This window comes from Actinoplanes sp. NPDC051470, from assembly GCF_040682035.1.
In the GTDB taxonomy this organism is placed as follows: Bacteria; Actinomycetota; Actinomycetes; order Mycobacteriales; family Micromonosporaceae; genus Actinoplanes.
The window spans coordinates 197,424-221,072 of record NZ_JBFBAA010000012.1 but is presented as its reverse complement, the minus strand read 5'-3'; the positions used below and the strand labels follow the sequence as shown (position 1 = coordinate 221,072).

Here is a 23,649-nt window from a genome sequence, read left to right as displayed (position 1 = left end):
GGTCACGACGAGTACGCCGAGTTCTCGTGCACATAGGCGTGTGACAGGTCGGTGGTCCAGATCGTCGCGGACATCTCGGCCTCGTGAAGATTGATCCGGATGTTCACGTCACGGCCGGTCAGGTCGACGGAGGACCGGTCTTCCGCGGCCGCCCCGCTCTTGCACACCCACACGCCGTTGACCGCGACGTCGATCCGGTCGGGCTCGAACGCCGCCTTGGTGGTGCCGACCGCCGCCAGGATGCGGCCCCAGTTGGGATCGTTGCCGAACAGCGCGGTCTTCACCAGGTTGTTGCGGGCCACCGTGCGGCCGACCTCGACCGCGTCGGCCTCGCTGGCCGCGCCGTGCACCTCGATCGCGACGTGTTTGGTCGCGCCCTCGGCGTCGGCGATCAGCTGCTGGGCCAGGTCGTGGCAGACGGCGGTGACCGCCGCGGTCAGCTCGGCCTGCTCGGGCTGCACGTCGGAGGCGCCGCTGGCGAGCAGCAGCACGGTGTCGTTGGTGGACATGCAGCCGTCGGAGTCGATCCGGTCGAAGGTCAGCCGGGTCGCCTCGCGCAGCGCCTCGTCGAGCGCGTCGTTGCCGGCCACCGCGTCGGTGGTGATCACCACGAGCATGGTGGCCAGCGCGGGCGCCAGCATGCCGGCGCCCTTGGCCATGCCGCCGACACTCCAGCCCTCGCCGGCGCGGACCGCGGTCTTGGCCACCGTGTCGGTGGTCATGATGGCCTCGGCGGCCGCATCCCCACCGTCGGCGGTCAGCTTCTTGGCCGCGTGGGTGACGCCGGGCAGCAGCTTGTCCATCGGCAGCAGCTCGCCGATCAGCCCGGTCGAGCAGACCGCGACGTCGCCCGCGCCGATCAGCATCGGCCGGGCGGCGGCCCGCAGCGCCGCGGCGGTGTGTTCGGCCGTGGCGTGGGTGTCGCGGAAGCCCTGGCTGCCGGTGCAGGCGTTGGCGCCGCCGGAGTTGAGCACGACGGCCCGGACGATGCCGCCCTTGAGCACCTGTTCGCTCCAGAGCACCGGCGCGGCCTTCACCCGGTTGCCGGTGAAGACGCCGGCGACGGTGAAATCGGGGCCGTCGTTGACGACCAGCGCGACGTCGGAACGACCGCCGTCCTTCAGCCCGGCGGCGACCCCGCTGGCCCGGAAGCCTTTCGGCGCGGTGACGCTCATGGCGCGACCCCCAGGACGGACAGGCCCGCGGTCTCGGGCAGGCCGACCATCAGGTTGGCGTTCTGCACGGCCTGACCGGCCGCGCCCTTACCGAGGTTGTCGAGGGCGCTGACGACGATGATCCGCCCCGAATCGATGTCGACGGTCGCCTGCAGGTGACAGGAGTTGGAACCGGCGGTGGCGGCCGTGTGGGGCCAGACGCCCTCGGGCAGCACATGAACGAAGGGCTCGTCGGCGTAGGCCGCGGCCAGCACCGCACGCGGGTCGGGGCCCAATGCCTTGGCGGTGACCGTGGCCAGGATGCCGCGCGGCATCGGCGCGAGCACCGGGGTCATCGACAACGAGGTCGCGCCGGTGGCCTGCTTGATCTCGGGCACGTGCTGGTGGGCGCCGACCTTGTAGGGCGAAAGGTCGCCCATCACCTCGCTGGCCAGCAGGTTCACCTTGGCCGAGCGCCCGGCGCCACTGGTGCCGGAGGAGGCGACGACCACCACGTCGGCCGGATCGGCCGCCCCGGCGGCGATCAGCGGCGCCAGCGCGAGCGTGATCGTCGCTGCATAACAACCCGTGTTGGCCACCCGGTCGGACGCGGCGATCGCGGCCCGTTGGCCGGGCAGTTCGGGCAGCCCGTAGGTCCAGGTGCCGGCGTGGTCGCCGCCGTAGTACTTCGTCCACAGGGAGGCGTCTTCGAGACGGAAGTCGGCGCCCAGATCGACTACCTTGACCCCGGCCGGCAGCCGGCCCGCCAGGGCGGCCGACTGCCCGTGGGGTAAGGCGAGAAAGACCAGGTCAGCACCGTCGAACGAGCTCGGCTCGGTGGCTTTCAGCACCAGGTCGAGACCGGTCAGCTGGGGGTGCACCGCGGCCACCGGCGCACCCGCCTGGCTGTGGGCGGTGGCCGCCACCAGCTCGAACTCGGGGTGACCCGAGATCAGGCGCAGCAGCTCACCGCCCGCATATCCGCTCGCTCCCGCGACCGCGACTGAATAACCCATGCAGCCCTCCGTATGACTATGCAGAAGACCGTATCAAGTAACACGACGCGGAGACAACCGTGCCGTACGTCACCAGTCGTGCAGGGTGCCGTCCTTCAGCCGGTTGATGGGCAGATAGGCGGTCTGGTAGGGGTACTTGCCGGCCTCGTCGAGCGAGAGCCGGACGCCCAGCCCGGGGGAAGACCCGGGGTGCATGAGCCCGTCGGTGAAGCTGAACGACTGCTCGAAGACGAGATCCGTACGCGCGCCGTGCTTCATGTACTCCTGGATCCCGAAGTTGTGCACGGCGAGACCCAGATGCAGCGCCGCCGCCATGCCCACCGGCGAGATGTCGGTCGGCCCGTGGATGCCCGACTTGATGCCGTACTGCCCGGCGTACTCCAGGATCCGTTTGAGGTGGGTGATGCCGCCGGTGTGGGTCACCGCCGAGCGGACGTAGTCGATCAGCCGGTCGGCGATCAGCTGCCGGTAGTCGTAGACCGAGTTGAACACCTCGCCGATCGCCAGCGGCGTGGTGGTGTGCTGCCGGACCAGCCGCAACGCCTCCTGATCCTCGGCCGGGGTGCAGTCCTCCAGCCAGAACAGGTCGTACGGTTCGAGCGCCCGGCCCAGCCGGGCCGCCTCGATCGGGGTGAGCCGGTGATGCACGTCGTGCAGCAGCGGCAGTTCGGGACCGAACTCGGCCCGGACCGCCTCGAAGACGCCCGGCAGGTGCCGCAGGTAGGAACGACTGTCCCAGTCCTCCTCGACGGGCGCCGCCACCCGGCCGGCCGGCTCGTAGGCGACCGGACCACCGATGCCGTAGATCCGGTCCAGCCCCGGCACGCTGGTCTGCACCCGGATGGCGCGATAGCCCTCCGCGAGCAGCCGCCGGATCGAGTCGAAGAGCGACGGCAGGTCCGGCCCGCTGGCGTGCCCGTACGCGAGCAGCCCGCTCCGGGACGCCCCGCCCAGCAACTGGTAGAGCGGCATCCCCGCGGCCTGCGCCTTGAGGTCCCACAGGGCCACGTCGACGGCCGAGATGGCGGCCATCGTGACCGGCCCGCGCCGCCAGTACGCCCCGCGGTAGAGGAACTGCCAGGTGTCCTCGATCCGGTGCGCGTCCCGGCCGACGAGCAGCGGCGCCACGTGCTCGGCGAGGTACGCCACCACGCTCTGCTCCCGCCCGTTGAGGGTGGCGTCGCCCAGCCCGACGAGCCCGTCGTCGGTGGTGACGCGGAGCGTGACGAAATTGCGGTCCGGGCTGGTAACCACGACTTCGGCGGATTCGATGATCATGAGCGGCCTTTCCGGGAGGGTTCCGCCCGAACCGTAGTAGAAAGAGCACGTGGCCAACGAGGTGACGGTCCCGCTGCTGCCCTGCCGGGACGTCGACGAGATCACCGCCTTCTACGCGGTGCTGGGGTTCCGGGCGACCTATCGGCAGCCGGGCTACGTCGCCCTCCGCCGGGCCGACCTGAACCTGCACTTCTTCGTGGTGCCCGAGTTCGAGCCGGAGACCTCGTACGGCTCCTGCCTGGTGCTGGTGGACGACATCGGCGCGCTGCACCGGGCCTTCGCGGACGGCATGCGGTCCGCGTACGGGAAGGTGCTGGTCTCGGGGGTGCCGAGGATGACCAGGCCACGGGTACGCGCGGCGGCGCTCGGCGGTTTCAGCATCGTCGACCCGGCCGGCAACTGGATCCGGGTGATCGCCCACGGCGCCGAACGTGCCCCGGGCCCGCGGACCGTGCTGGCCCGGGCCCTGGAGCACGCCGTGGTGCTGGCCGACGTCCAGGAGGACCACGGGCGGGCGGCGGCCGTGCTGGACGGGGCGCTGGGCCAGGTGCCGCCCGAGGAGGATCCGGCGCTGATGGTCGAGGCGCTGGCCTACCGGGCCGAGCTGGCCCTGGTGCTGGGCGACGAGCGGACCGCCGCCGAGGCGCTGGACCGGGCCCGCGAGCTGGACGCGACCGGCGCCGAGCTGGCCGAGTTCGCCTCCGAGCTCGACCGCCGGGTGCGCGAGGTGGCCGGGACGGTGCTCGGCTACGAGGTCAGGGTCTGAGTCCCGAGCACGGTGACCAGCGCCAGCTTCTCGGCTGCTTCAGAACCAGGTTCCGCGGTGTACGCGATCAGCCGGAGATCGGTGCCGGCCGCGCTCAGCACGTCACAGTCGAGCTCGATCAGCCCGACCGCGGGGTGGTCGATGATCTTCCGGAACGCGACATGCACGCCCAGCACCCCGGAGTCCCACAGGTCGGCGAACCGGGCGCTGCCCGCCCGCAGCTCGGCGACCATCCGCGGCCCCCGGGGATCGTCCGGGTAGCGGCTCAGCGCGGTCCGGAGGTCGCCGACCATCTCCGACTCGAACGAGGCGGTCTGTTCCGGGGTCCGGACGACCCGGCCCGGGTCGTGGTCGAGGAAGTGCCGCCGGATGGTGTTGTGGGCCGGCCCCGGCTCGCCCATCAGCGCCGCCCACGGCGGGTTCCAGGTGACCATGGTCCAGAGCAGGTCGCACACCGCGACCGGGGTGCCGGCCAGCCGGTCGAGCAGCCGCTGGATGCTCGGGGTGAGGTGGCCGGGGATCAGGCCGCTGCCCGGCGGCACCAGGCCGGCCAGCCGGAACAGGTGCTCGCGCTCGTTGCCGGTCAGCCGCAGTCCCCGGGCCAGCGCCTCGACCACCTGCACCGAGGGCTGGGTGGCCCGGCCCTGCTCCAGCCGGGTCACGTAGTCGACCGAGATGCCCGCCAGCAGCGCCAACTCCTCGCGGCGGAGGCCGGCGGCGCGCCGGTGACCGTACGCGGGGAGACCGGCCGCGCCCGGCCCGATCCGGTCCCGCCAGGTGCGGATCGCCCGCCCGAAGTCCGAGGTGGTCATGCTGAGCCTCCTTTGGCATGCCCTTCTGGCCCTCGCCTGCGGCTGAGTGCCGCTCGGCGCAGGCGGTCATGCCCCCAAGTGTTCCCCTAAGCCCCCTGATGTTCCTGGTATCGCCAGTCCTAGCCACTGACACGTGTAGGTTCCGGAACCGCCGCGGGGTGACGGAACCGGTTCCGGACTGTCAGACTGCGGTATCTGGTCCCCAAAAAGTGTTATCGCTCATCGATCCCCCGGAGGTCCCCCCAAGTGCCCGCTGACGATCCGTACCGTGATCCCGCGCTCCCCGTCGACGAGCGCGTGCAGGATCTGCTGGGCCGGATGACCCTGCCCGAGAAGGTCGGGCAGATGCTCCAGCTGGACTCCCGCGGCGACCTCAAGGAGATCGTCACGGACAAGCTGGCCGGGTCGATCCTGCACACCTCGCCGCAGAAGCTGCTGGAGGCGATCGACCTCGCGGCCGGCACCCGGCTGGGCATCCCCCTGCTCACCGCCGAGGACTGCATCCACGGTCACTCGTTCTGGCCCGGCGCGACGATCTTCCCGACCCAGCTCGCGATGGCCGCCTCCTGGGACGCCGGCCTGGTCGAGCGGGTGGCCCGCACCACGGCGGTCGAGGTGTCCGCGACCGGCGTGCACTGGACCTTCTCCCCCGTCCTGTGCATCGCCCGCGACCTGCGCTGGGGCCGGGTGGACGAAACCTTCGGCGAAGATCCGTACCTGATCGGCGAGCTGGGCGCGGCGATGGTCCGCGGCTACCAGGGCGGCGGGCTGACCGACCCGACCGCGATCCTGGCCACGGCCAAGCACTTCGCCGGCTACTCCGAGACGCAGGGCGGCCGGGACGCCAGCGAGGCCGACCTGACCCCGCGCAAGCTGCGCGCCTGGTTCCTGCCGCCGTTCGAGCGGGTGGCCCGCGAGGGCGTGGCCACGTTCATGCTCGGCTACCAGTCGATGGACGGCGTGCCCATCACCACCAACCGGTGGCTGCTCAACGACGTGCTCAAGCAGGAGTGGGGCTTCACCGGCACGCTGGTCACCGACTGGGACAACGTCGGCCGGATGGTCTGGGAGCAGCAGGTCTGCGCCGACATCGCCGAGGCCGCGGCGGCCGCCGTCCGGGCCGGCAACGACCTGATCATGACCACCCCCGGCTTCTTCGAGGGCGCACAGCAGGCGATCGAGCGCGGGACGCTCGAGGAGTCCGAGATCGACGAGGCCGTACGCCGGATCCTGCGCCTGAAGTTCCGCCTCGGGCTCTTCGAGAACCCGCGCGGCCCGGACGCGGCCCGGCAGGCGGCGGTGATCGGCGCACCCGAGCACAGCGCGCTCAACCTGGAGACCGCCCGCCGCTCGCTGGTGCTGCTGCGCAACGACGGCGTGCTGCCGCTCGCCGGAACCAGCAAGATTGCCGTCCTCGGCCCCAACGCCGACGACGTGTCGGCCCAGCTCGGCGACTGGGCCGGCGACTCCGGCCAGGTCGACTGGCTGCCCGACGGCCACCCCCGGGAACTCACCGAGACGGTGCTGGACGGCTTCCGCGCCCTGTTCACCGATGTCGTCCACGCCCGCGGCGCCGGCGTCGTCCAGCTGGTCCCCGACCCCGGGGGCACGCACTTCCCGGACGGCCAGCCGCGCCCGCCGGTCGCCCAGGGCGTCCCGGTCGACCAGGCCGAACTGGCCGAGGCGGTGGCCGCCGCCCGCGACGCCGACGTGGCGGTCGTAGTCGTCGGCGACACGGTCGCGCTGACCGGCGAGAGCAAGTCGACCGCCACCCTGGAGCTCCAGGGCGGCCAGGTGGCGCTGCTGGAGGCGGTGGCCGCCACCGGAACGCCGATGGTGGTCGTCCTGATCAACTCGAAGCCGCTGGTCCTGCCCCCGGCCGCGGTCGGCGCGGCGGCCGTCATCCAGGCCTTCAACCCGGGCATGCGCGGCGGCCGGGCGATCGCCGAGCTGGTGCTGGGCGCGATCGAGCCGACCGGCCGGCTGCCGATCACCATGCCGCGGCACGTCGGCCAGCAGCCGGTCTACTACAACCAGATCCGCGGCCAGCACGGCCGCCGCTACGCCGACCTCAGCCAGGAGCCGCAGTTCGTCTTCGGTGAAGGCCTGAGCTACACCACGGTGGAGTACGCCGACCTGGTCCTTCTCGACGAAGAGCCGCCCCGGGACGGCACGGTCCGGGCCCGGATCACCCTCACCAACACCGGCGACCGCCCCGCGGTGGAAACCGTTCAGGTGTACGTCAGCGACCTCGTCACCAGCGTGACCTGGGCCGAGAAGGAGCTGAAGACCTACCGGCAGGTGACCGTGCCGCCGCGGTCCTCGACCACCGTCGATCTCGAACTGCCGGTGGCCGACTGCACGCTGGTCACCGCGGACGGCCGCCGGGTGGTCGAGCCGGGCGCGTTCCAGCTCCAGGTCGGACCCAACTCTCGTGACCTGATCGTCGCCCGCTTCTCGGTCACGGCCTGACAGAATCGGGCGGGTGCAGAGCCTGCCCGACGACTTCGACACCGGCGAGCTGGCCGCCGCCCTGACCCGCGAGTGGGGCGTGGCGGTGGCCCGGCTCGACCACGCGCCGGTCGGCTTCGGCAGCCACCACTGGATCGCTCGCGACCCGTCCGGCGGCCGGTGGTTCGTGACCGTCGACGATCTGGAGATCGGTCGCTTCGCGGCGGCCGAGACCCACGACGACGCGTACGCCCGGCTGGGTCGCGCCCTGGCCGCGGCCCGGGCGCTGCGCCAGACCGGCGCGGGTTTCGTGGTGGCACCGGTGCCGACCGCGGGTGGCCGGCCGGTCGTGCGGCTCGGTCCCCGCTGGGCGGCGGCCGTCTATCCCCACGTCGAGGGCACCAGCTTCCGGTGGGACGAGTGGACCGGTGACGACCATCGGCACGGCGTACTCGACATGGTCGTGGGTGTTCATGCCGCACCACCGGTCGTGCGCGAGAAAGCCGGCGTGGACGACCTCAGCGTGCCCCGCCGCGACGCGGTGGCGGCCGCGCTGACCGGCCCGCCCACCGGCGACGGCCCGTACGCCGGCCGCACGGCGGCGCTGCTGGCCGAGCACGCCGACCAGGTGGCGGCCCGCTACGCCCGCTACGACGAGCGCACCGCCGGGGTCGACCGCTCCCGCGACGTGCTGACCCACGGCGAGCCCCACCCGGCCAACAGCATGCGCACCGCCGGCGGCTGGCGCCTGATCGACTGGGACACCGCCCTGATCGCGCCGCCCGAACGCGACCTGTGGCTGCTCGGCGACCAGATGACCGACGCGTACGCCCGGGCCACCGGCACCGACCCGCGGCCCGAGGTGCTGGCCCTCTACCGCGAGTGGTGGGACCTGGCCGACCTGGCCATCGGCGTGGCCCGCTTCCGCGGCGTCCACCACGGCGGCCAGGACGACGACGACACCTGGCAGATCATCGAGCGCGTCATCAGAGCCTCCTGACCGGCGGACTGAGGTAGATGTCATCTACGTAGATGACATCTACCTCGAGGCTTGACCGGGCCTGCCAAAGTCGGCCTGTGCTCATCAAGTGGTTCCGCCGCGTAGTCGTCGCCGGTTCGCTCGCGGTGGCCGCCGCGGTGCTCACGATGGCCGCCGGCGCGTTCTGGGTCAAAGGCGTTTCCGCAGGTCATGTGTACGCCGACGCGGCGGCCGCGCCGAGTGCCCCGGTCGCGCTGGTGCTCGGCGCGGAGATCTACGCCGACGACGAACCGTCACCGTTCGTGGTGGCCCGGCTGGAGATCGCGCGGCAGCTGTACGCCGCCGGCAAGGTCAAGGCGATCCTCGTCTCGGGAGACCACGCCAGGTGGGCGTACAACGAGCCGGGCGCGATGTTCCGATGGCTGGTCCAGCACGGTGTGCCGGGGACGCAGGTGGCGCTCGACCACGCCGGCTTCGACACCTACGACTCGTGTGCCCGGGCCCGGCAGATCTTCGGCGTACGGAAGGCCATTGTCGTCACGCAGAGCTATCACATCGCGCGGGCGGTCGCCCTCTGCCGCAAGCTCGGCGTGGACGCGGACGGGGTCGGCGACGACTCCGCGCGGATCTACCGGCAGCCGTGGCTGTCCAGCTCGGGCCGGGAGCGGATGGCGGTCGTGAAGGCGATGCTGGATGTCGCTTCCGGCCGCGATCCGGTATTTCTCGGACGCTACGAGACGTCAGTGGATGATGCGCTGCGTTGATCGCAGCCCGTGTGCAGCATTTGACATAGATGACCGTAGACACGTACGGCGATGTAGACCAAAGTGTCCGGTATGGCAGACCGGCGAGCCTTCCTTTCCGCGTCCGCCGCGGCAGCCGTCGCGGCTCCGTTCCTCGGCCACCCCGGCCAGGCCCTGGGCAGCCCCGAGGCCACCGCCTCGCCGCGCACCCGCATCCGGCCGCAGGCCCCCGACCGGGAACTCAAGGAGGTGCTGCGCGAGATCGACCCGCGCCGCATCGAGCGAACCGTCCGCCGCCTCGCCGATTTCGGCACCCGGCACACCCTGTCCGCGCAGGACGACCCGGTCCGCGGCATCGGCGCCGCCCGCGACTGGATCTTCGAGCAGATGCAGCGGTACGCCGCCGCGTCGGCCGGCCGGATGACGGTCGAGCTCCAGTCGTTCATCCAGCCGGTCAGTCCCCGGGTGCCCGCGCCGACGCGCATCACCAACATCGTCGCCACGCTCCGCGGCGCCGCCGACCCCGACCGGGTCTACGTGGTGACCGGCCACTACGACTCCCGGGTCACCGACGTGATGAACGCGACGGCCGACGCCCCCGGCGCCGACGACGACGCGTCCGGTGTGGCCGCCGTGATGGAGCTGGCCCGGGTCTTCGCCACCCGCGACACCGAGGCGACCATCGTCTTCGCCGCGGTGGCCGCCGAGGAGCAGGGCCTGTACGGCTCCGACCACCTGGCCCAGGCCTACAAGGACGCGGGCGCCGACATCCAGGGCATGTTCAGCAACGACATCGTCGGCACCGGCGACGCCCATGACGGCACCCCGCCCGAACACCGCACGGTCCGGCTCTTCGTCGAGGGCGTGCCCACCGCCGAGACGCCGGCCGAGGCGACCACCCGGCAGTCGGTCGGCGGTGAGAACGACGGCGCGTCCCGCCAGCTCGGCCGGTTCGTCCGCGACGTGGCCGAGAACGCCGAGACCGGCATGAAGATCCGGGTCGTCTGGCGCCGCGACCGCTACCTGCGCGGCAGTGACCACGTCTCGTTCCTGCGGCGTGGCTACCCCGCGGCCCGTTTCACCGAGCCGCGCGAGAACTTCCGCCTGCAACACCAGGACGTCCGGGTGGAAGACGGCGTGCAGTACGGCGACCTGCCCCGGTTCTGCGACTTCTTCTACATCGCCCGGGTGGCCCGGGTGAACGCCGCGGTCCTCTGGTCGCTGGCCCAGGCCCCGTCCACCCCGCGCGACGTCATCATCGACACCACCCAGCTGACCAACGCCACCACGCTGCGCTGGCGGGCCGGCACCGACACCGATCTGGCCGGCTACGAGGTCGTCTGGCGCGAGACCACCGAACCCGACTGGACCCACGGCACCCTGGTCGGCGCCGTCTCGTCGGCCACGATCGACATCTCCAAGGACAACGTCCAGTTCGGCGTACGCGCCATCGACCGCACCGGCCACCGCAGCCCGGTCGCCGCCCCGCGCCCGGGCAGCTGAGCCGGCGGGCCGAGCAACTGAGGCCCCGCGGCCGGGCGGCTAGGAACGCGCGTCGCGAGCGTCCAGCCGGGCCACCCGGCGGACGCCGGCGGTGCGGCGGTAACTCGCGTCGAGGAGTTCGGCCATCTCGTCCCAGTCGGTGTCGTCGGCCAGGTCGACGCCCAGCCAGCCGGACGGACCCAGGTAGGCGGGCACGAAGCAGCGTTCCGACGCCGACAGCATGGCCTCGCGTTCGTCCGGGCCGGTCAGCACCATCAGCGCGCGCTCGTGGCGGATCCACTCACCGTCCCGCTTGACCGAGCCGCCGTAGTAGGCGAAGGCCTTGGTCGTGTAGAAGGCGGGGTGGCCGTGCGAGATCTTCTCGGCCGCGTCGGGGAAGGCCAGCGCCAGGTCACGGACGCGGGCCAGGATCGGGTCGTCGTCGTCGAACATGATCGGGTGCGCCACCACAGCATGAAAGCACGAGCCGGTCAGACCGGGTAGGGCTGCACGGACCTCGAGCCCGCGGGAGCATACGGTCTGTACCCCGACGGACGCGGGAACATCAAGCTCTTGATCTTGAGGGTTGAACGGCGAGGCCAAAACCCAGCGTCCCCGGCGAAGGGGGGGTCTATGATTTCGGCGTGGCGACAGGGAGATGGTTTACGCGGCCCGCTGGTTGACGGGTCCTTCCTCGCGCGATTACTCCGCGATTCCTCCCCGACCGGTGGGCTACGGCACAGCCGTCCGTAAACTGCCCGATGGCTCATCCGGTGTGAGGGAGTTCGCCGCATCATGTCCTACCGCAACGATCCGTACGATCCGAAGCAGGCCGCCCTGCTCGACCCGTCGGCGCTCGACGCCGCCGTCACCGCCGCCACCGCGGACTTCGCGGCCGCGAAAGACCTCGACGCGCTCGGTGGGCTGAAGCCCGCCCACCTCGGCGACCGCTCGCCGGTGTCGCTCGCGCGCCGCGAGATCGGGTCGCTGCCGCCGGCCGCCAAGTCCGACGCCGGCAAGCGCGTCAATCTCGCCCGGCAGGCGGTCCAGGGCGCGTTCGACGCGCGCCTGGCCGAGCTGGAGCTGGAACGGGCCGCGCGCGTGCTGGTCGAGGAGCGCGTCGACGTCACCCTGCCCTGGGACCGGCGTCCGCGCGGCGCCCGGCACCCGCTGACCACGCTCATCGAGCACATGGCCGACCTGTTCATCGGCATGGGCTACGAGATCGTCGACGGGCCCGAGCTCGAACTCGAGTGGGTGAACTTCGACGCCCTCAACATCGGGCCGGACAACGCGGTGCGCGGGTCGATGGACACCTTCTACGTCGACCTGCCGGGCCTGGTCATGCGCACGCACACCTCGCCCGGCCAGGTGCGCACCATGCTCACCCGGACGCCGCCGATCTACGTGGTCAGCCCGGGGCGGGCGTACCGGTCGGACGAGCTGGACGCCACCCACAGCCCGGTCTTCCACCAGATCGAGGGCCTGGTCGTCGACGAGGGCATCACCATGGCCCACCTGCGCGGGACGCTCGACCATTTCGCCCGGGCCATGTTCGGTCCGGACGCGAAGACCCGCTGGCGGCCGCACTACTTCCCGTTCACCGAGCCGTCGGCCGAGTTCGACGTGTGGTTCGAGCAGCACCGGGACGGGCCGCGCTGGGTCGAGTGGGGTGGCTGCGGCATGGTCAACCCGCGCGTGCTGACGGCTTGCGGGATCGACCCGTCGCGGTACTCCGGGTTCGCCTTCGGCATGGGCGTCGAGCGGACGCTGATGTTCCGCAACGGGGTCAGCGACATGCGCGACATGGTCGAGGGCGACGTTCGTTTCACCCGTACGTTCGGAATGGAGGTCTGACGCGATGAAGACGTCACTGTCGTGGCTTCGTGACTATGTGGAGCTGCCCGCGTCGCTGACCGCCGCGGAGCTCGACCAGACGCTGACCGACCTGGGCATGGAGGTGGAGTCGGTCGTCGACCAGGCCGCCACCGTGCGCGGTGACCTGGTGGTCGGCCGGGTGCTGGAGATCGAGGAGCTGACCGGGTTCAAGAAGCCGATCCGCTTCTGCCGGGTCGACGTGGGCCGGTCCGACCCGCAGGAGATCGTGTGCGGGGCCACCAACTTCGCGGTCGGTGACCTGGTCGTCGTGATCCTGCCCGGTGGCGAGCTGCCGGGTGGGTTCAAGATCGGGGCGCGGAAGACCTACGGCCGCAATTCCCACGGCATGATCTGTTCGGTACGGGAGCTGGGTCTCGGCGACGATCACGCCGGGATCCTCGTGCTCGCGGAGGGAGCCGGCGCCCCGGGTGATGACGCACGGCCGGTGGTCGGGCTGGATGACGTGCTGGTCGAGGTGGAGATCACGCCCGACCGGGGCTATGAGATGAGCCTGCGCGGGATGGCGCGGGAGCTCTCTTACGCCTACAAGTCGGCGTACAGCGACCCGGCCAACGCGGCCTTCGCCGCCAGAACCGACGAGGCGCCCCACGCCGTCCGCGTCGAGGACACCGTGGGATGCGACCGGTTCGCCGCCCGCGTCGTCCGGGGCATCAACCCCGACGCGCAGTCGCCCGCCTGGATGAAGAAGCGGCTGGCCGCGGCCGGGATCAGGACGATCTCGCTGCCGGTGGACATCACCAACTACCTGATGGTCGAGCTCGGCCAGCCGATGCACGTCTTCGACCTCGGGCGGCTTCGCGGCGGCCTGGTCGTGCGCCGGGCCACCCCCGGCGAGAAGCTGACCACCCTGGACGGTGTCGCGCGCGTGCTCGACGCCGAGGACATGGTGATCTGCGACGACACCGGGCCGATCTCGCTCGCCGCGGTGATGGGCGGCGAGACCAGCGATTGGCAGCCGGGCACGGTCGACGTGCTGCTGGAGGCGGCGCACTGGGACCCGGTGATGGTCGGGCGCACGGCCCGGCGGCACAAGCTGTTCAGCGAGGCGGCCAAGCGCTGGGAGCGCGGCGTCGACCCGCAGCTGGCCCTGGTCGCGTTGCAGCGCGCGGTGGACATCCTCACCGAGCACGCCGGCGGCACGGCCGACGAGCGGGTCCTGGACATCGACCACCTGGTGCCGCCGGCGCCGATCACGCTCGACCCGCGGCTGCCGTCCCGGGTGATCGGTCTGGCCTACGACGAAGACGACGTCGCCGGGCTGCTGTCGCAGGTCGGCTGCAAGGTCGCGTCGACCTGGGAGGTCACCCCGCCGACCTGGCGGCCCGACCTGCTCACCCCGGCCGACCTGGTCGAGGAGGTGGCGCGGCTGGGTGGCTACAACGACATCCCGAGCGTGCTGCCGCCGGCGCCGGGCGGGGGCGGGCTGACCGCGACCCAGCGCCGCCGTCGTTCGGTCGGGCGGGCCATGGCCGAGAGTGGTTACGTCGAGGTTCTCTCCTACCCGTTCGTCGCGCCGTCCGTGCACGACGCGTTCGGCCTGCCCGCGGATGATCCGCGCCGCAGCGCCGTCCGGCTGACCAACCCGCTGTCCGAGGAGGAGCCCCAGCTGCGCACGTCGCTGCTGGCCACCCTGCTCGGCACGCTCCGCCGCAACCTGGGCCGCGGCCAGCGCGACCTGGCGCTCTACGAGCTGGGCGAGGTGTTCCAGCCGCAGGCCGTGGACACCCCGCCGCCCGTGCTGGGCGTCGACCGCCGCCCGTCCGACGAGGAGTGGTCGGCGGCCAACGCGCTCGTCCCGCACCAGCCGTGGCATCTCGCCGCGGCGCTGACCGGCGAGTTCGACCCGGCCGGTTGGTGGGGCGAGGGGCGCGCGGCCGCGTGGGGGGATGCGGTGGAGGCGGCGCGGACCGCTCTGTCGGCGGCCGGCGTGCCCTCCGGGCGGGTCTCGGTACGCCGGGCCGAGTACGCGCCGTGGCACCCCGGCCGGTGCGCGGCCATCTGCGTCGACGGCGAGATCGTCGGGTACGCCGGAGAGCTGCACCCCGGCGTCCTGTCCGCCCTGGAGCTGCCCAAGCGCGTCTGCGCGATGGAGATCGACCTGGACGCGGTGCCGCCGCGCGAGGTCACCCAGGCGGGCCGGCTGACGACCTACCCGCCGGCGCTGATCGACGTGGCCCTGGTCGTCCCGCTGGACATCCCCGCCGCCGAGGTGGAGAAGGCGCTGACCGCCGGCGCGGGCCCGCTCCTGGAGTCGGTCCGGCTCTTCGACGTGTACGCGTCCGCGCAGCTCGGCGAGGGGATGCGGTCGCTGGCCTACAAGCTGACGTTCCGCGCCCCCGACCGCACCCTCACGGTCGAGGAGGCGGTGGCGGCCCGCGACGCGGCCGTGGCCGCCGCCGCGAAGGCGACCGGCGCGGCCCTCCGCGGGGCGTGACGCCCAGGAAGGCCAGAGCTTCTGGTCCGTTCGGGGGTTTTGTCGGTTTCCTGCGTGGGCAAAGCTGAAGCAGGCCGAGCGTGGCGGCCGAGCCCTTTGCGGCCGCCACCTCGCCCGGCGTCGTCCGGGGTGGTCGGGCGTTCCTAACGGACGTCGAGGCCGCGCTCGCGGGCGATCTGCTCGACCGCGTTCTTGGCCTCGGCCAGCCCGACGCCCGTACGCTCCCGATAGATCTTGATCGCCTGGATCTTCCGGCCCTGCATCAGCTCCTGGACCACGTCGGGCGCCTCGATCCGCGGCTCCACGATGCCCTGGTGCTTCATGATCAGGTCGAGCTTGCGCTCGATGGCGGCCAGCCGGATCGCGGTGTTCCGCCGATCTTGCCCGCGTGAACCGGCCGCCAGCATGGCCAGCCCCACCGCGAGAATGACCCCGGCCACCACGACGATGTATTCCATGCCGCCATCAAACCAGGATCGTCGTGATCCCGGCACCCGCCGCGGGCTGGTCCATCGCCATCAGGGCGGCGGGGCCCTCGTCGAGCAAGATCGTGCGGCCGACCAGCGCGGCCGGGTCGAGGCGGCCGTCGGCCACCATCGCGAGCATCGGCGGGTAGCCGGCCGCGGCCATGCCGTGTGATCCGTAGATCTCCAGCTCGCGCGCGACCACGAGGTCCCACGGCAGCGGGGCGAGCGCGTCCGCGCCGAGCATCAGGCCGACCTGGACGTGCCGGCCCCGGCGCCGGAGGCTGCGCACCGCGGCGTCCGCCGTCGCGGCCGATCCCGCCGCGTCCACCGTCACGTGCACGCCGCCGGGCGAGAGGCCCTCGATCACCGACGGGTCGTGGAGCGTGCGGGTCGACGAATACGCGGCCGCGTCCGAGGACGAGCGGGTGGCCGAGACTTCGACGGCGTGGTCGGCGCCGAGCTCGACGGCCCGCTCCCGGGCGGCCGGCGACGGGTCGACCGCGATCACCCGCGCGCCCAGCGCCTTGGCGATCATCACCGCCGAGAGACCGACCCCGCCACAGCCGAAGATCGCGACCCACTCCCCCACGACCAGCCCGGCCTGCGCGGTCAGCGCCCGGTAGGCCGTGGCGAACCGGCACCCCAGCGCCGCCGCGGCCGGGAACCCGAGCCCGGCCGGCAAGCGCACGAGGTTGGTGTCGGCGGCCCGCACGGCCACCAGCTCGGCGAAGGAGCCGGGGTGGGTGAATCCCGGCTGGGTCTGCGCCGGGCACACCTGCGCGTCCCCGGCCCGGCAGTACGAGCACTCCCCGCACCCGTTCACGAACGGGCTGGTCACCCGGTCGCCGACGGCGAAGTCCCGCACCCCGGCGCCGATCTCGACGACCTCGCCGGCGAACTCGTGGCCGGGAATGTGTGGCAGCGTGACCGGGTCGTGTCCCCGCCACGCGTGCCAGTCCGACCGGCACACCCCGGTCGCCCGCACCGCCACGACAGCACCGCCGGAGGGGCACGGGGGCGGCGGCACCGACCGCACCACCGGAGGCGAACCCACCCCGGCGTAGACGATCGCCCGCATCAGCGCTGGGCCCGCGCCGACGAGTAGAGGCACACCGCGGCGGCCGCGGCCAGGTTGAGACTTTCGGCGCCGCCGTAGAGGGGTACGCGGACCCGGGCGTCCGCCGCGGCCAGCAGCTCCTCGGACAGCCCGTGCGCCTCCGATCCGAACAGCCACGCCGTCGGCCCGGCCAGCGACCCGTCGTCGACGAGATCATCCAGGCTCACGTCGCCGTAGCCGGTGGCGGCCAGCACCCGCACCCCGGACCGGCGGAGCGCCGAGACCACGTCGGCCGCCGACCGCGACCGCACCACGTCGACGTGGAACAGCGAGCCCGCCGACGCCCGCACACACTTCCCGTTGTACGGGTCCACGGCGTCCCCGGCGAAGACGACCGCCCCGGCGCCGGCCGCGTCGGCCGTACGCAGAATCGTGCCGGCGTTGCCCGGGTCGCGGATGTCGGCGAGCACCGCGGTCAGGCGGTGCGGGGACAGCGACACGTCCACAACGGAGCAGACCGCCACCAGCCCCTGCGGGTGCATGGTCTCGGCCAGCGCGGCGAGCGCCTCCTCGGAGACCAGCGTGGCCTCCGACGTCAGCGCGGGATGCCGGGAGAGCCCGGACGGGGTGGCGAACAGTTCGACGACCACCCCGGCGGCCAGCGCCGCGGCGACGGCCTGCGGGCCCTCGGCCAGGAAGCGGCCGGTCTGGTCGCGGTCACGCCGCCGCTGCAGACGCCGGGCCGCGACGATCCGCGGCGTACGCGGCGTGAAAAGGCGCCCACCGTCCCGGTCGGAACCGGAAGCGGAGGACGCCTCTGTCACGTGCAAAGGGTGCTCAGGCAGCCTGGGCAGCGGCGCCGCCGGTGCCCTCGGCCGCCACCGCGGCCCGTGCGATCTCGACGATCGCGGCGAACGCGGTCGCGTCGTGCACGGCCAGGTCGGCGAGGATCTTGCGGTCCACCTCGACCTCGGCCAGCCGCAGGCCCTGGATCAGCCGGTTGTAGGTCATGCCGTTCGCCCGCGCCGCGGCGTTGATGCGGGTGATCCACAGCTGGCGGAAGTCGCCCTTGCGGTCCCGCCGGTCACGGTACGAATACTGCATCGAGTGCAGCATCTGCTCCTTGGCCTTGCGGTACAGGCGCGAGCGCTGCCCGCGGTAACCGCTGGCGCTCTCGAGCAGCGTGCGGCGCTTCTTCTGGGCGTTCACAGCCCGCTTGACGCGTGCCATCTCTTGACTCCTAAAAGGTCAGGAAAACGTTGGTGGCGCGCGCGTCAGCGGCCCAGCAGCTTCTTCACTCGCGGGGTGTCGGCCTTGGCCACCACGACGGTGCCGGTCATCCGGCGGGTGACGTGGGACGACTTGCCCTCGAGCAGGTGGCGCTTGCCGGCCTGCTCGCGGACGATCTTGCCCTTGCCGGTGACCCGCACCCGCTTACCCATGCCGGTGTGGCTCTTCATCTTCGGCACTTAGAACGCCTCTTTCCGTGCTCCCCCGGCCGGGGAAGCTGTCTACTCTGCGGTGGTGTCGGCAGTTGTCACGGCCGGCTCGACGCCGGCACCATCGCCCTCACGAGGCGGGCGGGCCCGGCTCGCCGCAGCCTCGGTCGCCGCGGTGGCCGCGGCAGCCTTGGTGGCCCGGTGCGGGGCCAACACCATGATCATGTTTCGGCCGTCCTGCTTGGGACTGGCCTCGACGAAGCCGAGCTCAGAGATCTCCTCGCTGAGCCGGCGGAGAAGCCGGAAGCCCAGCTCGGGGCGGCTCTGCTCACGACCACGGAACATGATCGTGACCTTGACCTTGTCGCCCGCCTTGAGGAAGCGGACCACGTGACCCTTCTTGGTCTCGTAGTCATGCGGGTCGATCTTCGGCCGCAGCTTCATTTCCTTGATGACGGTCTGTTGCTGGTTACGCCGGGCTTCGCGCGCCTTGAGTGCCGACTCGTACTTGAACTTGCCGAAGTCCATGAGCTTGCACACCGGCGGGCGGGCCATCGGCGCCACCTCGACCAGATCCAGATCGACATCCGCGGCCAGCTGCAGGGCGCGCTCCAAGGGGACGATGCCCACCTGCTCACCCTCGGGGCCGACCAGTCGGACCTCTCTCGCCCGAATCTGCTCGTTCACGCGTGGTTCGACGCTGATGTGGCCTCCTCAGAACGGTTCCTCCGCCACGGCGTGTGGCGAAGGCGTTGCCAATGTCGGTCGGCCATCACGACGCCCCGGGTGCGGGCGCCGGGAAAGCAGAAGGCCCCGGCATACGCCAGGGCCCGCTCGACCGGTCATCGGCGTCCCTGTGAGGACGCGCACCGCACCCGGGGTATTCCCCGAGGGCGGTTGACCGGACCCGGCCGCTTGACGCAGCTCGGGTGGGAACCAGCGGGCTCCTCTTTCGCACGTACGTCTGCGGTCTCGCCGGGTCTTGGAAGGGGCCTGGCGATAGCGAGGCGCACGTGTGGTCGACTCGGGGGAAAGTCTATCAGGCGGTTGCTGACCCTGCGTGAAGGGCCCTGAGCGCGCGAACGCCCTCCACCGCGTACTCCTTGTCGGCGGCCTGGAGCGCGTGCACCGAGACCTGTTCGTCGTCGTGCAGCTCGAGCATCGCCCAGGGTGAGTTGCGGTCGAAGCGCACCGCCCGCACCGCCGACCAGGGCAGGTCGTAGCCGCCGATGACGTTGCGCACCACCACGTGGTCGGCGTCGGCGGTGACCCGCGGCCGGGTGAAGGCGAGCACGCCGAGACCGATCAGCACGCCGAGACCGATCATCGCGGCCTGGTCGCCGCGCTGGAACTGGCCGAGGCCGTCGCCGGTGGCGCCGTGCAGCCCGAAGCTGAGCACGGTGAACAGCAGGACGACGGCGCCGGCGATGACGCCCGCGACCCAGCGGATCCGGCGGGGCTTGAAGACCACGATCTCGATCGTACGCATCAGAGCCTGCAGTTCGAGATGTCGGTGGCGATGATCGCGCGGGCGCCCAGGTCGTACAGCTCGTCCATGGTCCGGTGCACGTCGTCACGCCGGACCATGGAGGCGACCGCCACCCAGCCGTCGCGGGCCAGCGGCGACACGGTCGGCGACTCGATGCCCGGGGTCAGCGCGGTCGCCTTCTCCAGCAGGTCGGAGCGGACGTCGTACGCCAGCATCACGAAGCTGCGCGCGACCAGCACGCCCTGCAGGCGCCGCACCAGCTGGGCCGCGCGGGTCTCCGCGTCCGAGCCGCCGCCGATCAGGATGGCCGACGACTTCAGCAGCGGCTCCCCGATCGTCGCCAGCCCGGCCTGCCGCAGGGTCGCGCCGGTCTCGACCACGTCGGCGATCACGTCGGCCACGCCGAGCCGGACCGCGTTCTCCACGGCGCCGTCCAGGCGGACCACCTCGGCCGCGATGCCGTGCTCGGTGAGATAACGATCGACCACACCGGGGTACGCGGTGGCGATGCGCCGCCCGGCGATCTCGTCCTCGGAGGCCAGCGAGCCGGCCGGCGCCGCCCAGCGGAAGGTGGCGCCGCCGAACCGCAGGTCGAGCAGCTCGGTCGCCGGGACGCCGGAGTCGACCAGCAGGTCGCGGCCGGTGATGCCGAGGTCGAGGTCGCCGGTGCCGACGTAGGTGGCGATGTCCCGGGGCCGCAGGTAGAAGAACTCGACGTCGTTGGGCTCGTCCCGGCAGACGAGGTCCTTGGGGTCGGTGCGCTGCCGATAACCGGCGTCACGCAGCATCTGCGACGCGGGACCGGACAGCGTGCCCTTGTTGGGAATGGCTATGCGCAACATCTCTGTGTGCTCCTTGTCACGGGTGAAGGGGACAGAGTGGGACACACGTCAGAGATGTCGGTACACGTCCTTCAGGGTCAGTCCGGTGGCGATCATCAACACCTGGGCCTGGTACAGCAGCTGGGAGATCTCCTCGGCGGCGCGCTCGGGCCCCTCGTGCTCGGCGGCCATCCAGGACTCGGCGGCCTCCTCAACCACCTTCTTGCCGATGAAATGCACGCCACGGTCGAGCGCGGCGACCGTGGACGAGTCCGGGTCGCGCTGCTCCGCCTTGGCCTGCAACTCGGCGAACAGTTCCTCGAAGGTCTTCACGAGAGGCGATTGTTGCAGCTCATTACGTAATGGCCTCGGACGGCCCCACCCCCTGGGACGTGCCATAGGCTGCCGTTCATGGTCAGGAGTTCTACCCTCGCCGCGCTGGGCAGCGCGGCAGTCATCGCCGCCGTCCTCACGGCCTGTGCCCCAGTCGACGAGAGCACCCCCGGGGCGGGCGCCTCCCCCTCCGCGTCGGCCGACCCCTGCCCCGCCGGTCAGCTTCCCACCACCGCCTCCGGCAAGCTCACGATCGGCACCGACAACCCGGCCTACGAGCCGTGGTTCAAGGACAACAAGCCGAACAACGGCCAGGGTTTCGAGTCGGCGGTGGCCTACCAGGTGGCCGAGCGGCTCGGCTATCCGGCGCAGAACGTGGTCTGGACGCAGGTGCCGTTCAACAACGCGATCCAGCCCGGTCCGAAGACCTACGACTTCGACATCAACCAGTTCTCGATCACGCCCGAGCGCAAGAAGGCGGTCGACTTCTCGTCGGCCTACTACCTGGTGCGGCAGACCGTCATCACCCTCAAGGGCAGCAAGATCGAGAACGCCACCTCGATCGCCGCGCTCAAGGACGCCAAGCTCGGGGCCCAGGTCGGCACGACCAGCCTGCAGGCGATCAACGATCTGATCAAGCCGACCGCACAGGCGCAGGTCTTCAACAGCAACGACGACGCCAAGAAGGCGCTGCAGAACCGGACCATCGACGGTCTCGTGGTAGACCTGCCGACCGCGTTCTACATGACCGGCGCCGAGCTCGACAACGGCGTCATCGTCGGCCAGTTGCCCCAGGTCGGGGTGCCCGAGCAGCTGGGTCTGGTCCTGGACAAGGACTCGCCGCTCACCGACTGTGTCAAGGACGCGGTCGACGAGCTGCGCCAGGACGGCACCCTCGCGGTGCTGGAGAAGACCTGGCTGGCCGGCAGCTCCGGGGCTCGCGAACTGCAGTGACACCCGGTCGCGGATCTTCAGTTAGCGCAGTGCAGTTAGGGCGGATCGCGTACCGGAGACGGCGGGCGGTCCGCTCCGTGCTGCTGGCCGCGGTATCGACGGCGATCACCGGCACGGTGCTGGTGCTGGCGGTCACCGGGTCGCCGGGCTGGGACCGGGTGCGCGAGTCGTTCTTCAGCCTCGACCTGGGCGTGGACGCGCTGCCGGCCGTGCTGGAGGGGCTCTGGCTGAACATCCGGCTGCTGGTCGTCTGCGCGGTCGCGGCGCTCGCGCTCGGTCTGCTGGTGGCGGTTCTGCGTACGCTGCGCGGCCCGGTCTTCTTCCCGGCGCGGGCGCTGGCCACCACGTACACGTACACCTTCCGTGGCGTCCCGCTGATCATCGTGATCTACCTGTTCGCCTTCGGCGTCCCCGGGCTGCGGCTGCAGGGCACCCCGGGCGTGCTGGTGCTGGGCGGGGCGGCGCTGGTGGTGACGTACGGCGCCTACCTGGCCGAGGTGTTCCGGGCCGGCATCGAGTCGGTGCACCCCAGCCAGCTCGCGGCGGCCCGGTCGCTCGGCCTGACCTACCGGCAGACGATGCGCCACGTGGTGCTGCCGCAGGCGGTCCGCCGGGTCGCGCCGCCGCTGCTCAACGACACCGTGGCCCTGCAGAAGGACGTCGGCCTGGTCTCGCTCGCGGGTCCGATCGACGCGGTCCGCGCGGCGCAGATCTCCACCGCCGAAACCTTCAACTACACGCCGTACATCGTCGCCGCGGTCCTGTTCGTGCTGCTCGCGCTGCCGCTGATCGCGATCACCGACGGCGTCACGATGCGCGCCGCCCGTCGCCAGAACGCGGGGTCCTGATGCTGCTGTCGGTGGAGGGCGTCCGCAAGGTCTTCGGCTCGTCCGTCGTGCTCGACGCGCTGGATCTGGCCGTGGACGAGCATCAGGTCGTGGCGCTGATCGGCGCCTCCGGCTCGGGCAAGTCGACGCTGCTGCGGTGCGTCAACCTGCTCACCGAGGTGGACGACGGGACGATCCGGCTGGACGGCGAGGACATCACCGATCCGCGGGCCGACCCCGATCGGGTACGCCAGAAGATCGGCATGGTCTTCCAGTCCTACAACCTGTTCCCGCACATGACCGTGCTGGACAACATCGTGCTCGCCCCGACGAAGGTGCATCGTCGTGCCCGCGCCGAAGCGAGGGAGCAGGCCTTCAGCTGGCTGAAGCGGGTCGGCCTGTCCGACAAAGCGGACAGCTACCCCGATCGGCTGAGTGGTGGCCAGCAGCAACGTGTCGCCATCGTGCGGGCCCTGGTCAACGAGCCGAGGCTGCTGCTGCTCGACGAGGTGACCAGCGCGCTCGACCCGGAACTGGTCGGCGAGGTGCTCAGCATGATCCGCGACCTCAAGACCGAGGGCATGACGATGGTGCTGGCCACCCACGAGATGGGCTTCGCCCGCCAGGTCGCCGACCGGGTGGCCTTCCTGGACGGCGGCCGGGTGCTCGAGGAAGGGCCGCCGGAGCAGGTGCTGGGCGACCCCACCGAGGCCCGGACCAGGCAGTTCCTGGCCCGGATCATCGAGGCCGGCCGGCTTTGGCCCAGTGGTCGGTCAGCCGAGTGAGCGGATCGCCATCGCGGCGTCCAGCACGGCCACGGTCGACTGCCAGCCCTTGTCCTCGATCGAGTCCTCCAGGCCGGCCCGGTCCTTGGCCTGGCCCAGCGACTCCACGGTCAGCACGCCGTGCGCGATCGGGGTCTGCTCGTCCAGGGACACCCGGGTCAGGCCGGCGGTGACCGCGTCGCAGACGTACTCGAAATGCTTGGTCTCGCCGCGGATGACCACGCCCAGCGCGACCACCGCGTCGCACCGCTTGGCCAGCGCCTGCGCCACCACGGGCAGTTCCACCGAGCCGGCCACCCGGAGCACGGTCACGTCGTCCACCCCGCACGCCTTGGCCGCCTGCTCGGCCCGGTCGACCATGTGGTCGACCAGGCCGTTGTGCCAGCGTGAGCCGACGATGCCGAGCTTGAGCCCGGCCGCGTCGACGGTTTCCATGTGCGGGTCACCGAAGCCGGCCATGTCG

25 protein-coding genes are annotated in these 23,649 nt (G+C 71.6%); 10 read left to right on the top strand and 15 right to left on the bottom strand.

From position 1 onward, the window contains the following. Positions 1 to 2 precede the first annotated feature (2 nt). From argJ to manD, 3 genes are all read right to left on the bottom strand, one after another. Complete coding sequence (gene argJ, locus AB0M54_RS22560) at positions 3 to 1,175, bottom strand: bifunctional glutamate N-acetyltransferase/amino-acid acetyltransferase ArgJ (RefSeq protein ID WP_364473476.1); 1,173 nt, start codon at positions 1,173 to 1,175, stop codon at positions 3 to 5. Next, positions 1,172 to 2,170, bottom strand: coding sequence for an N-acetyl-gamma-glutamyl-phosphate reductase (argC, locus tag AB0M54_RS22555; protein ID WP_364323692.1), 999 nt, complete (start codon positions 2,168 to 2,170; stop codon positions 1,172 to 1,174). The genes argJ and argC overlap by 4 nt, the downstream gene beginning before the upstream one ends. Positions 2,171 to 2,239: 69 nt before the next feature. Further along, entirely contained in the window at positions 2,240 to 3,448 is a 1,209-nt protein-coding gene (manD, locus tag AB0M54_RS22550) for a D-mannonate dehydratase ManD (protein WP_364473474.1), read from the bottom strand. A gap of 49 nt (positions 3,449 to 3,497) precedes the next feature. Between manD and AB0M54_RS22545 the strand changes: the two genes are divergently transcribed. Continuing rightward, complete coding sequence (locus tag AB0M54_RS22545; RefSeq protein ID WP_364323688.1) at positions 3,498 to 4,214, top strand: VOC family protein; 717 nt, start codon at positions 3,498 to 3,500, stop codon at positions 4,212 to 4,214. On the opposite strand, the gene AB0M54_RS22540 is transcribed toward AB0M54_RS22545, so the two are convergent. Next, positions 4,196 to 5,026: a helix-turn-helix transcriptional regulator gene (locus tag AB0M54_RS22540; RefSeq protein ID WP_364473472.1), complete on the bottom strand. Its 831-nt coding sequence runs from the start codon at positions 5,024 to 5,026 to the stop codon at positions 4,196 to 4,198. The two genes, AB0M54_RS22545 and AB0M54_RS22540, sit on opposite strands and share 19 nt — an antisense overlap. A 246-nt stretch (positions 5,027 to 5,272) precedes the next feature. Here AB0M54_RS22540 and AB0M54_RS22535 point away from each other — a divergent pair, with 246 nt between their 5' ends. From AB0M54_RS22535 to AB0M54_RS22520, 4 genes are all read left to right on the top strand, one after another. Beyond that, positions 5,273 to 7,498, top strand: coding sequence for a glycoside hydrolase family 3 N-terminal domain-containing protein (locus tag AB0M54_RS22535; protein ID WP_364323682.1), 2,226 nt, complete (start codon positions 5,273 to 5,275; stop codon positions 7,496 to 7,498). Between the two features lie 13 nt (positions 7,499 to 7,511). Further along, positions 7,512 to 8,477 carry a hypothetical protein gene (locus tag AB0M54_RS22530; RefSeq protein WP_364323680.1) on the top strand — a complete coding sequence of 322 codons (966 nt, stop codon included), beginning with the start codon at positions 7,512 to 7,514 and terminating at the stop codon, positions 8,475 to 8,477. Positions 8,478 to 8,623: 146 nt separating this feature from the next. After that, positions 8,624 to 9,220: an ElyC/SanA/YdcF family protein gene (locus AB0M54_RS22525; RefSeq protein ID WP_364473549.1), complete on the top strand. Its 597-nt coding sequence runs from the start codon at positions 8,624 to 8,626 to the stop codon at positions 9,218 to 9,220. Between the two features lie 72 nt (positions 9,221 to 9,292). After that, positions 9,293 to 10,702, top strand: coding sequence for a M20/M25/M40 family metallo-hydrolase (locus AB0M54_RS22520; RefSeq protein ID WP_364473470.1), 1,410 nt, complete (start codon positions 9,293 to 9,295; stop codon positions 10,700 to 10,702). Between the two features lie 39 nt (positions 10,703 to 10,741). Here the strand turns inward: AB0M54_RS22520 and AB0M54_RS22515 are convergent, their stop codons facing one another. Continuing rightward, positions 10,742 to 11,149 carry an MmcQ/YjbR family DNA-binding protein gene (locus AB0M54_RS22515; protein WP_364473468.1) on the bottom strand — a complete coding sequence of 136 codons (408 nt, stop codon included), beginning with the start codon at positions 11,147 to 11,149 and terminating at the stop codon, positions 10,742 to 10,744. A gap of 327 nt (positions 11,150 to 11,476) precedes the next feature. On the opposite strand from AB0M54_RS22515, the gene pheS reads away from it, so the two are divergent. Together pheS and pheT are read left to right on the top strand one after the other, a co-directional pair. Beyond that, positions 11,477 to 12,538, top strand: a complete 1,062-nt coding sequence (gene pheS / locus AB0M54_RS22510; protein WP_364323674.1) for a phenylalanine--tRNA ligase subunit alpha — start codon at positions 11,477 to 11,479, stop codon at positions 12,536 to 12,538. 4 nt (positions 12,539 to 12,542) lie between these two features. Further along, positions 12,543 to 15,014, top strand: a complete 2,472-nt coding sequence (gene pheT / locus AB0M54_RS22505; RefSeq protein ID WP_364473466.1) for a phenylalanine--tRNA ligase subunit beta — start codon at positions 12,543 to 12,545, stop codon at positions 15,012 to 15,014. A 143-nt stretch (positions 15,015 to 15,157) separates the two neighbouring features. Here pheT and AB0M54_RS22500 read toward each other — a convergent pair whose 3' ends face one another. From AB0M54_RS22500 to AB0M54_RS22460, 9 genes are all read right to left on the bottom strand, one after another. Continuing rightward, positions 15,158 to 15,472, bottom strand: coding sequence for a ribosomal protein L7/L12 (locus AB0M54_RS22500; RefSeq protein ID WP_364473464.1), 315 nt, complete (start codon positions 15,470 to 15,472; stop codon positions 15,158 to 15,160). 7 nt (positions 15,473 to 15,479) lie between these two features. Beyond that, positions 15,480 to 16,559: an alcohol dehydrogenase catalytic domain-containing protein gene (locus AB0M54_RS22495; RefSeq protein WP_364473462.1), complete on the bottom strand. Its 1,080-nt coding sequence runs from the start codon at positions 16,557 to 16,559 to the stop codon at positions 15,480 to 15,482. Further along, a complete protein-coding gene (locus tag AB0M54_RS22490; RefSeq protein WP_364323666.1) occupies positions 16,559 to 17,362 on the bottom strand; it encodes an RNA methyltransferase in 804 nt (267 codons plus the stop codon). Before AB0M54_RS22490 ends, AB0M54_RS22495 begins: the two co-directional genes overlap by 1 nt. A gap of 13 nt (positions 17,363 to 17,375) precedes the next feature. Beyond that, entirely contained in the window at positions 17,376 to 17,768 is a 393-nt protein-coding gene (gene rplT / locus AB0M54_RS22485) for a 50S ribosomal protein L20 (RefSeq protein ID WP_364323664.1), read from the bottom strand. A gap of 44 nt (positions 17,769 to 17,812) precedes the next feature. Further along, positions 17,813 to 18,007, bottom strand: coding sequence for a 50S ribosomal protein L35 (gene rpmI, locus AB0M54_RS22480; protein WP_285684870.1), 195 nt, complete (start codon positions 18,005 to 18,007; stop codon positions 17,813 to 17,815). Between the two features lie 42 nt (positions 18,008 to 18,049). Further along, positions 18,050 to 18,664 (bottom strand): translation initiation factor IF-3, encoded by a 615-nt coding sequence (gene infC / locus AB0M54_RS22475; RefSeq protein WP_364323662.1) that lies wholly within the window; start codon positions 18,662 to 18,664, stop codon positions 18,050 to 18,052. Between the two features lie 352 nt (positions 18,665 to 19,016). After that, a complete protein-coding gene (locus tag AB0M54_RS22470) occupies positions 19,017 to 19,466 on the bottom strand; it encodes a PH domain-containing protein (RefSeq protein ID WP_364323660.1) in 450 nt (149 codons plus the stop codon). Next, the gene (gene hisG, locus AB0M54_RS22465; RefSeq protein WP_364323658.1) at positions 19,466 to 20,308 is read right to left on the bottom strand and encodes an ATP phosphoribosyltransferase; all 843 of its coding nucleotides are present in this window, start codon (positions 20,306 to 20,308) and stop codon (positions 19,466 to 19,468) included. Before hisG ends, AB0M54_RS22470 begins: the two co-directional genes overlap by 1 nt. 48 nt (positions 20,309 to 20,356) lie before the next feature. Continuing rightward, complete coding sequence (locus tag AB0M54_RS22460) at positions 20,357 to 20,620, bottom strand: phosphoribosyl-ATP diphosphatase (protein WP_364323656.1); 264 nt, start codon at positions 20,618 to 20,620, stop codon at positions 20,357 to 20,359. Positions 20,621 to 20,698: 78 nt separating this feature from the next. Between AB0M54_RS22460 and AB0M54_RS22455 the strand changes: the two genes are divergently transcribed. From AB0M54_RS22455 to AB0M54_RS22445, 3 genes are read left to right on the top strand one after another with little or no spacing between them, the layout of a single operon-like run. Continuing rightward, on the top strand, positions 20,699 to 21,574 hold the full coding sequence (locus AB0M54_RS22455; protein ID WP_364323654.1) for an ABC transporter substrate-binding protein: 876 nt from the start codon (positions 20,699 to 20,701) through the stop codon (positions 21,572 to 21,574). 29 nt (positions 21,575 to 21,603) lie between these two features. Next, complete coding sequence (locus AB0M54_RS22450; protein ID WP_364323652.1) at positions 21,604 to 22,422, top strand: amino acid ABC transporter permease; 819 nt, start codon at positions 21,604 to 21,606, stop codon at positions 22,420 to 22,422. Further along, complete coding sequence (locus tag AB0M54_RS22445) at positions 22,422 to 23,186, top strand: amino acid ABC transporter ATP-binding protein (protein WP_364473460.1); 765 nt, start codon at positions 22,422 to 22,424, stop codon at positions 23,184 to 23,186. The genes AB0M54_RS22450 and AB0M54_RS22445 overlap by 1 nt, the downstream gene beginning before the upstream one ends. Here the strand turns inward: AB0M54_RS22445 and ribH are convergent. Then, positions 23,175 to 23,645 carry a 6,7-dimethyl-8-ribityllumazine synthase gene (gene ribH / locus AB0M54_RS22440; RefSeq protein WP_364323648.1) on the bottom strand — a complete coding sequence of 157 codons (471 nt, stop codon included), beginning with the start codon at positions 23,643 to 23,645 and terminating at the stop codon, positions 23,175 to 23,177. The genes AB0M54_RS22445 and ribH overlap by 12 nt on opposite strands. Positions 23,646 to 23,649 lie beyond the last annotated feature (4 nt).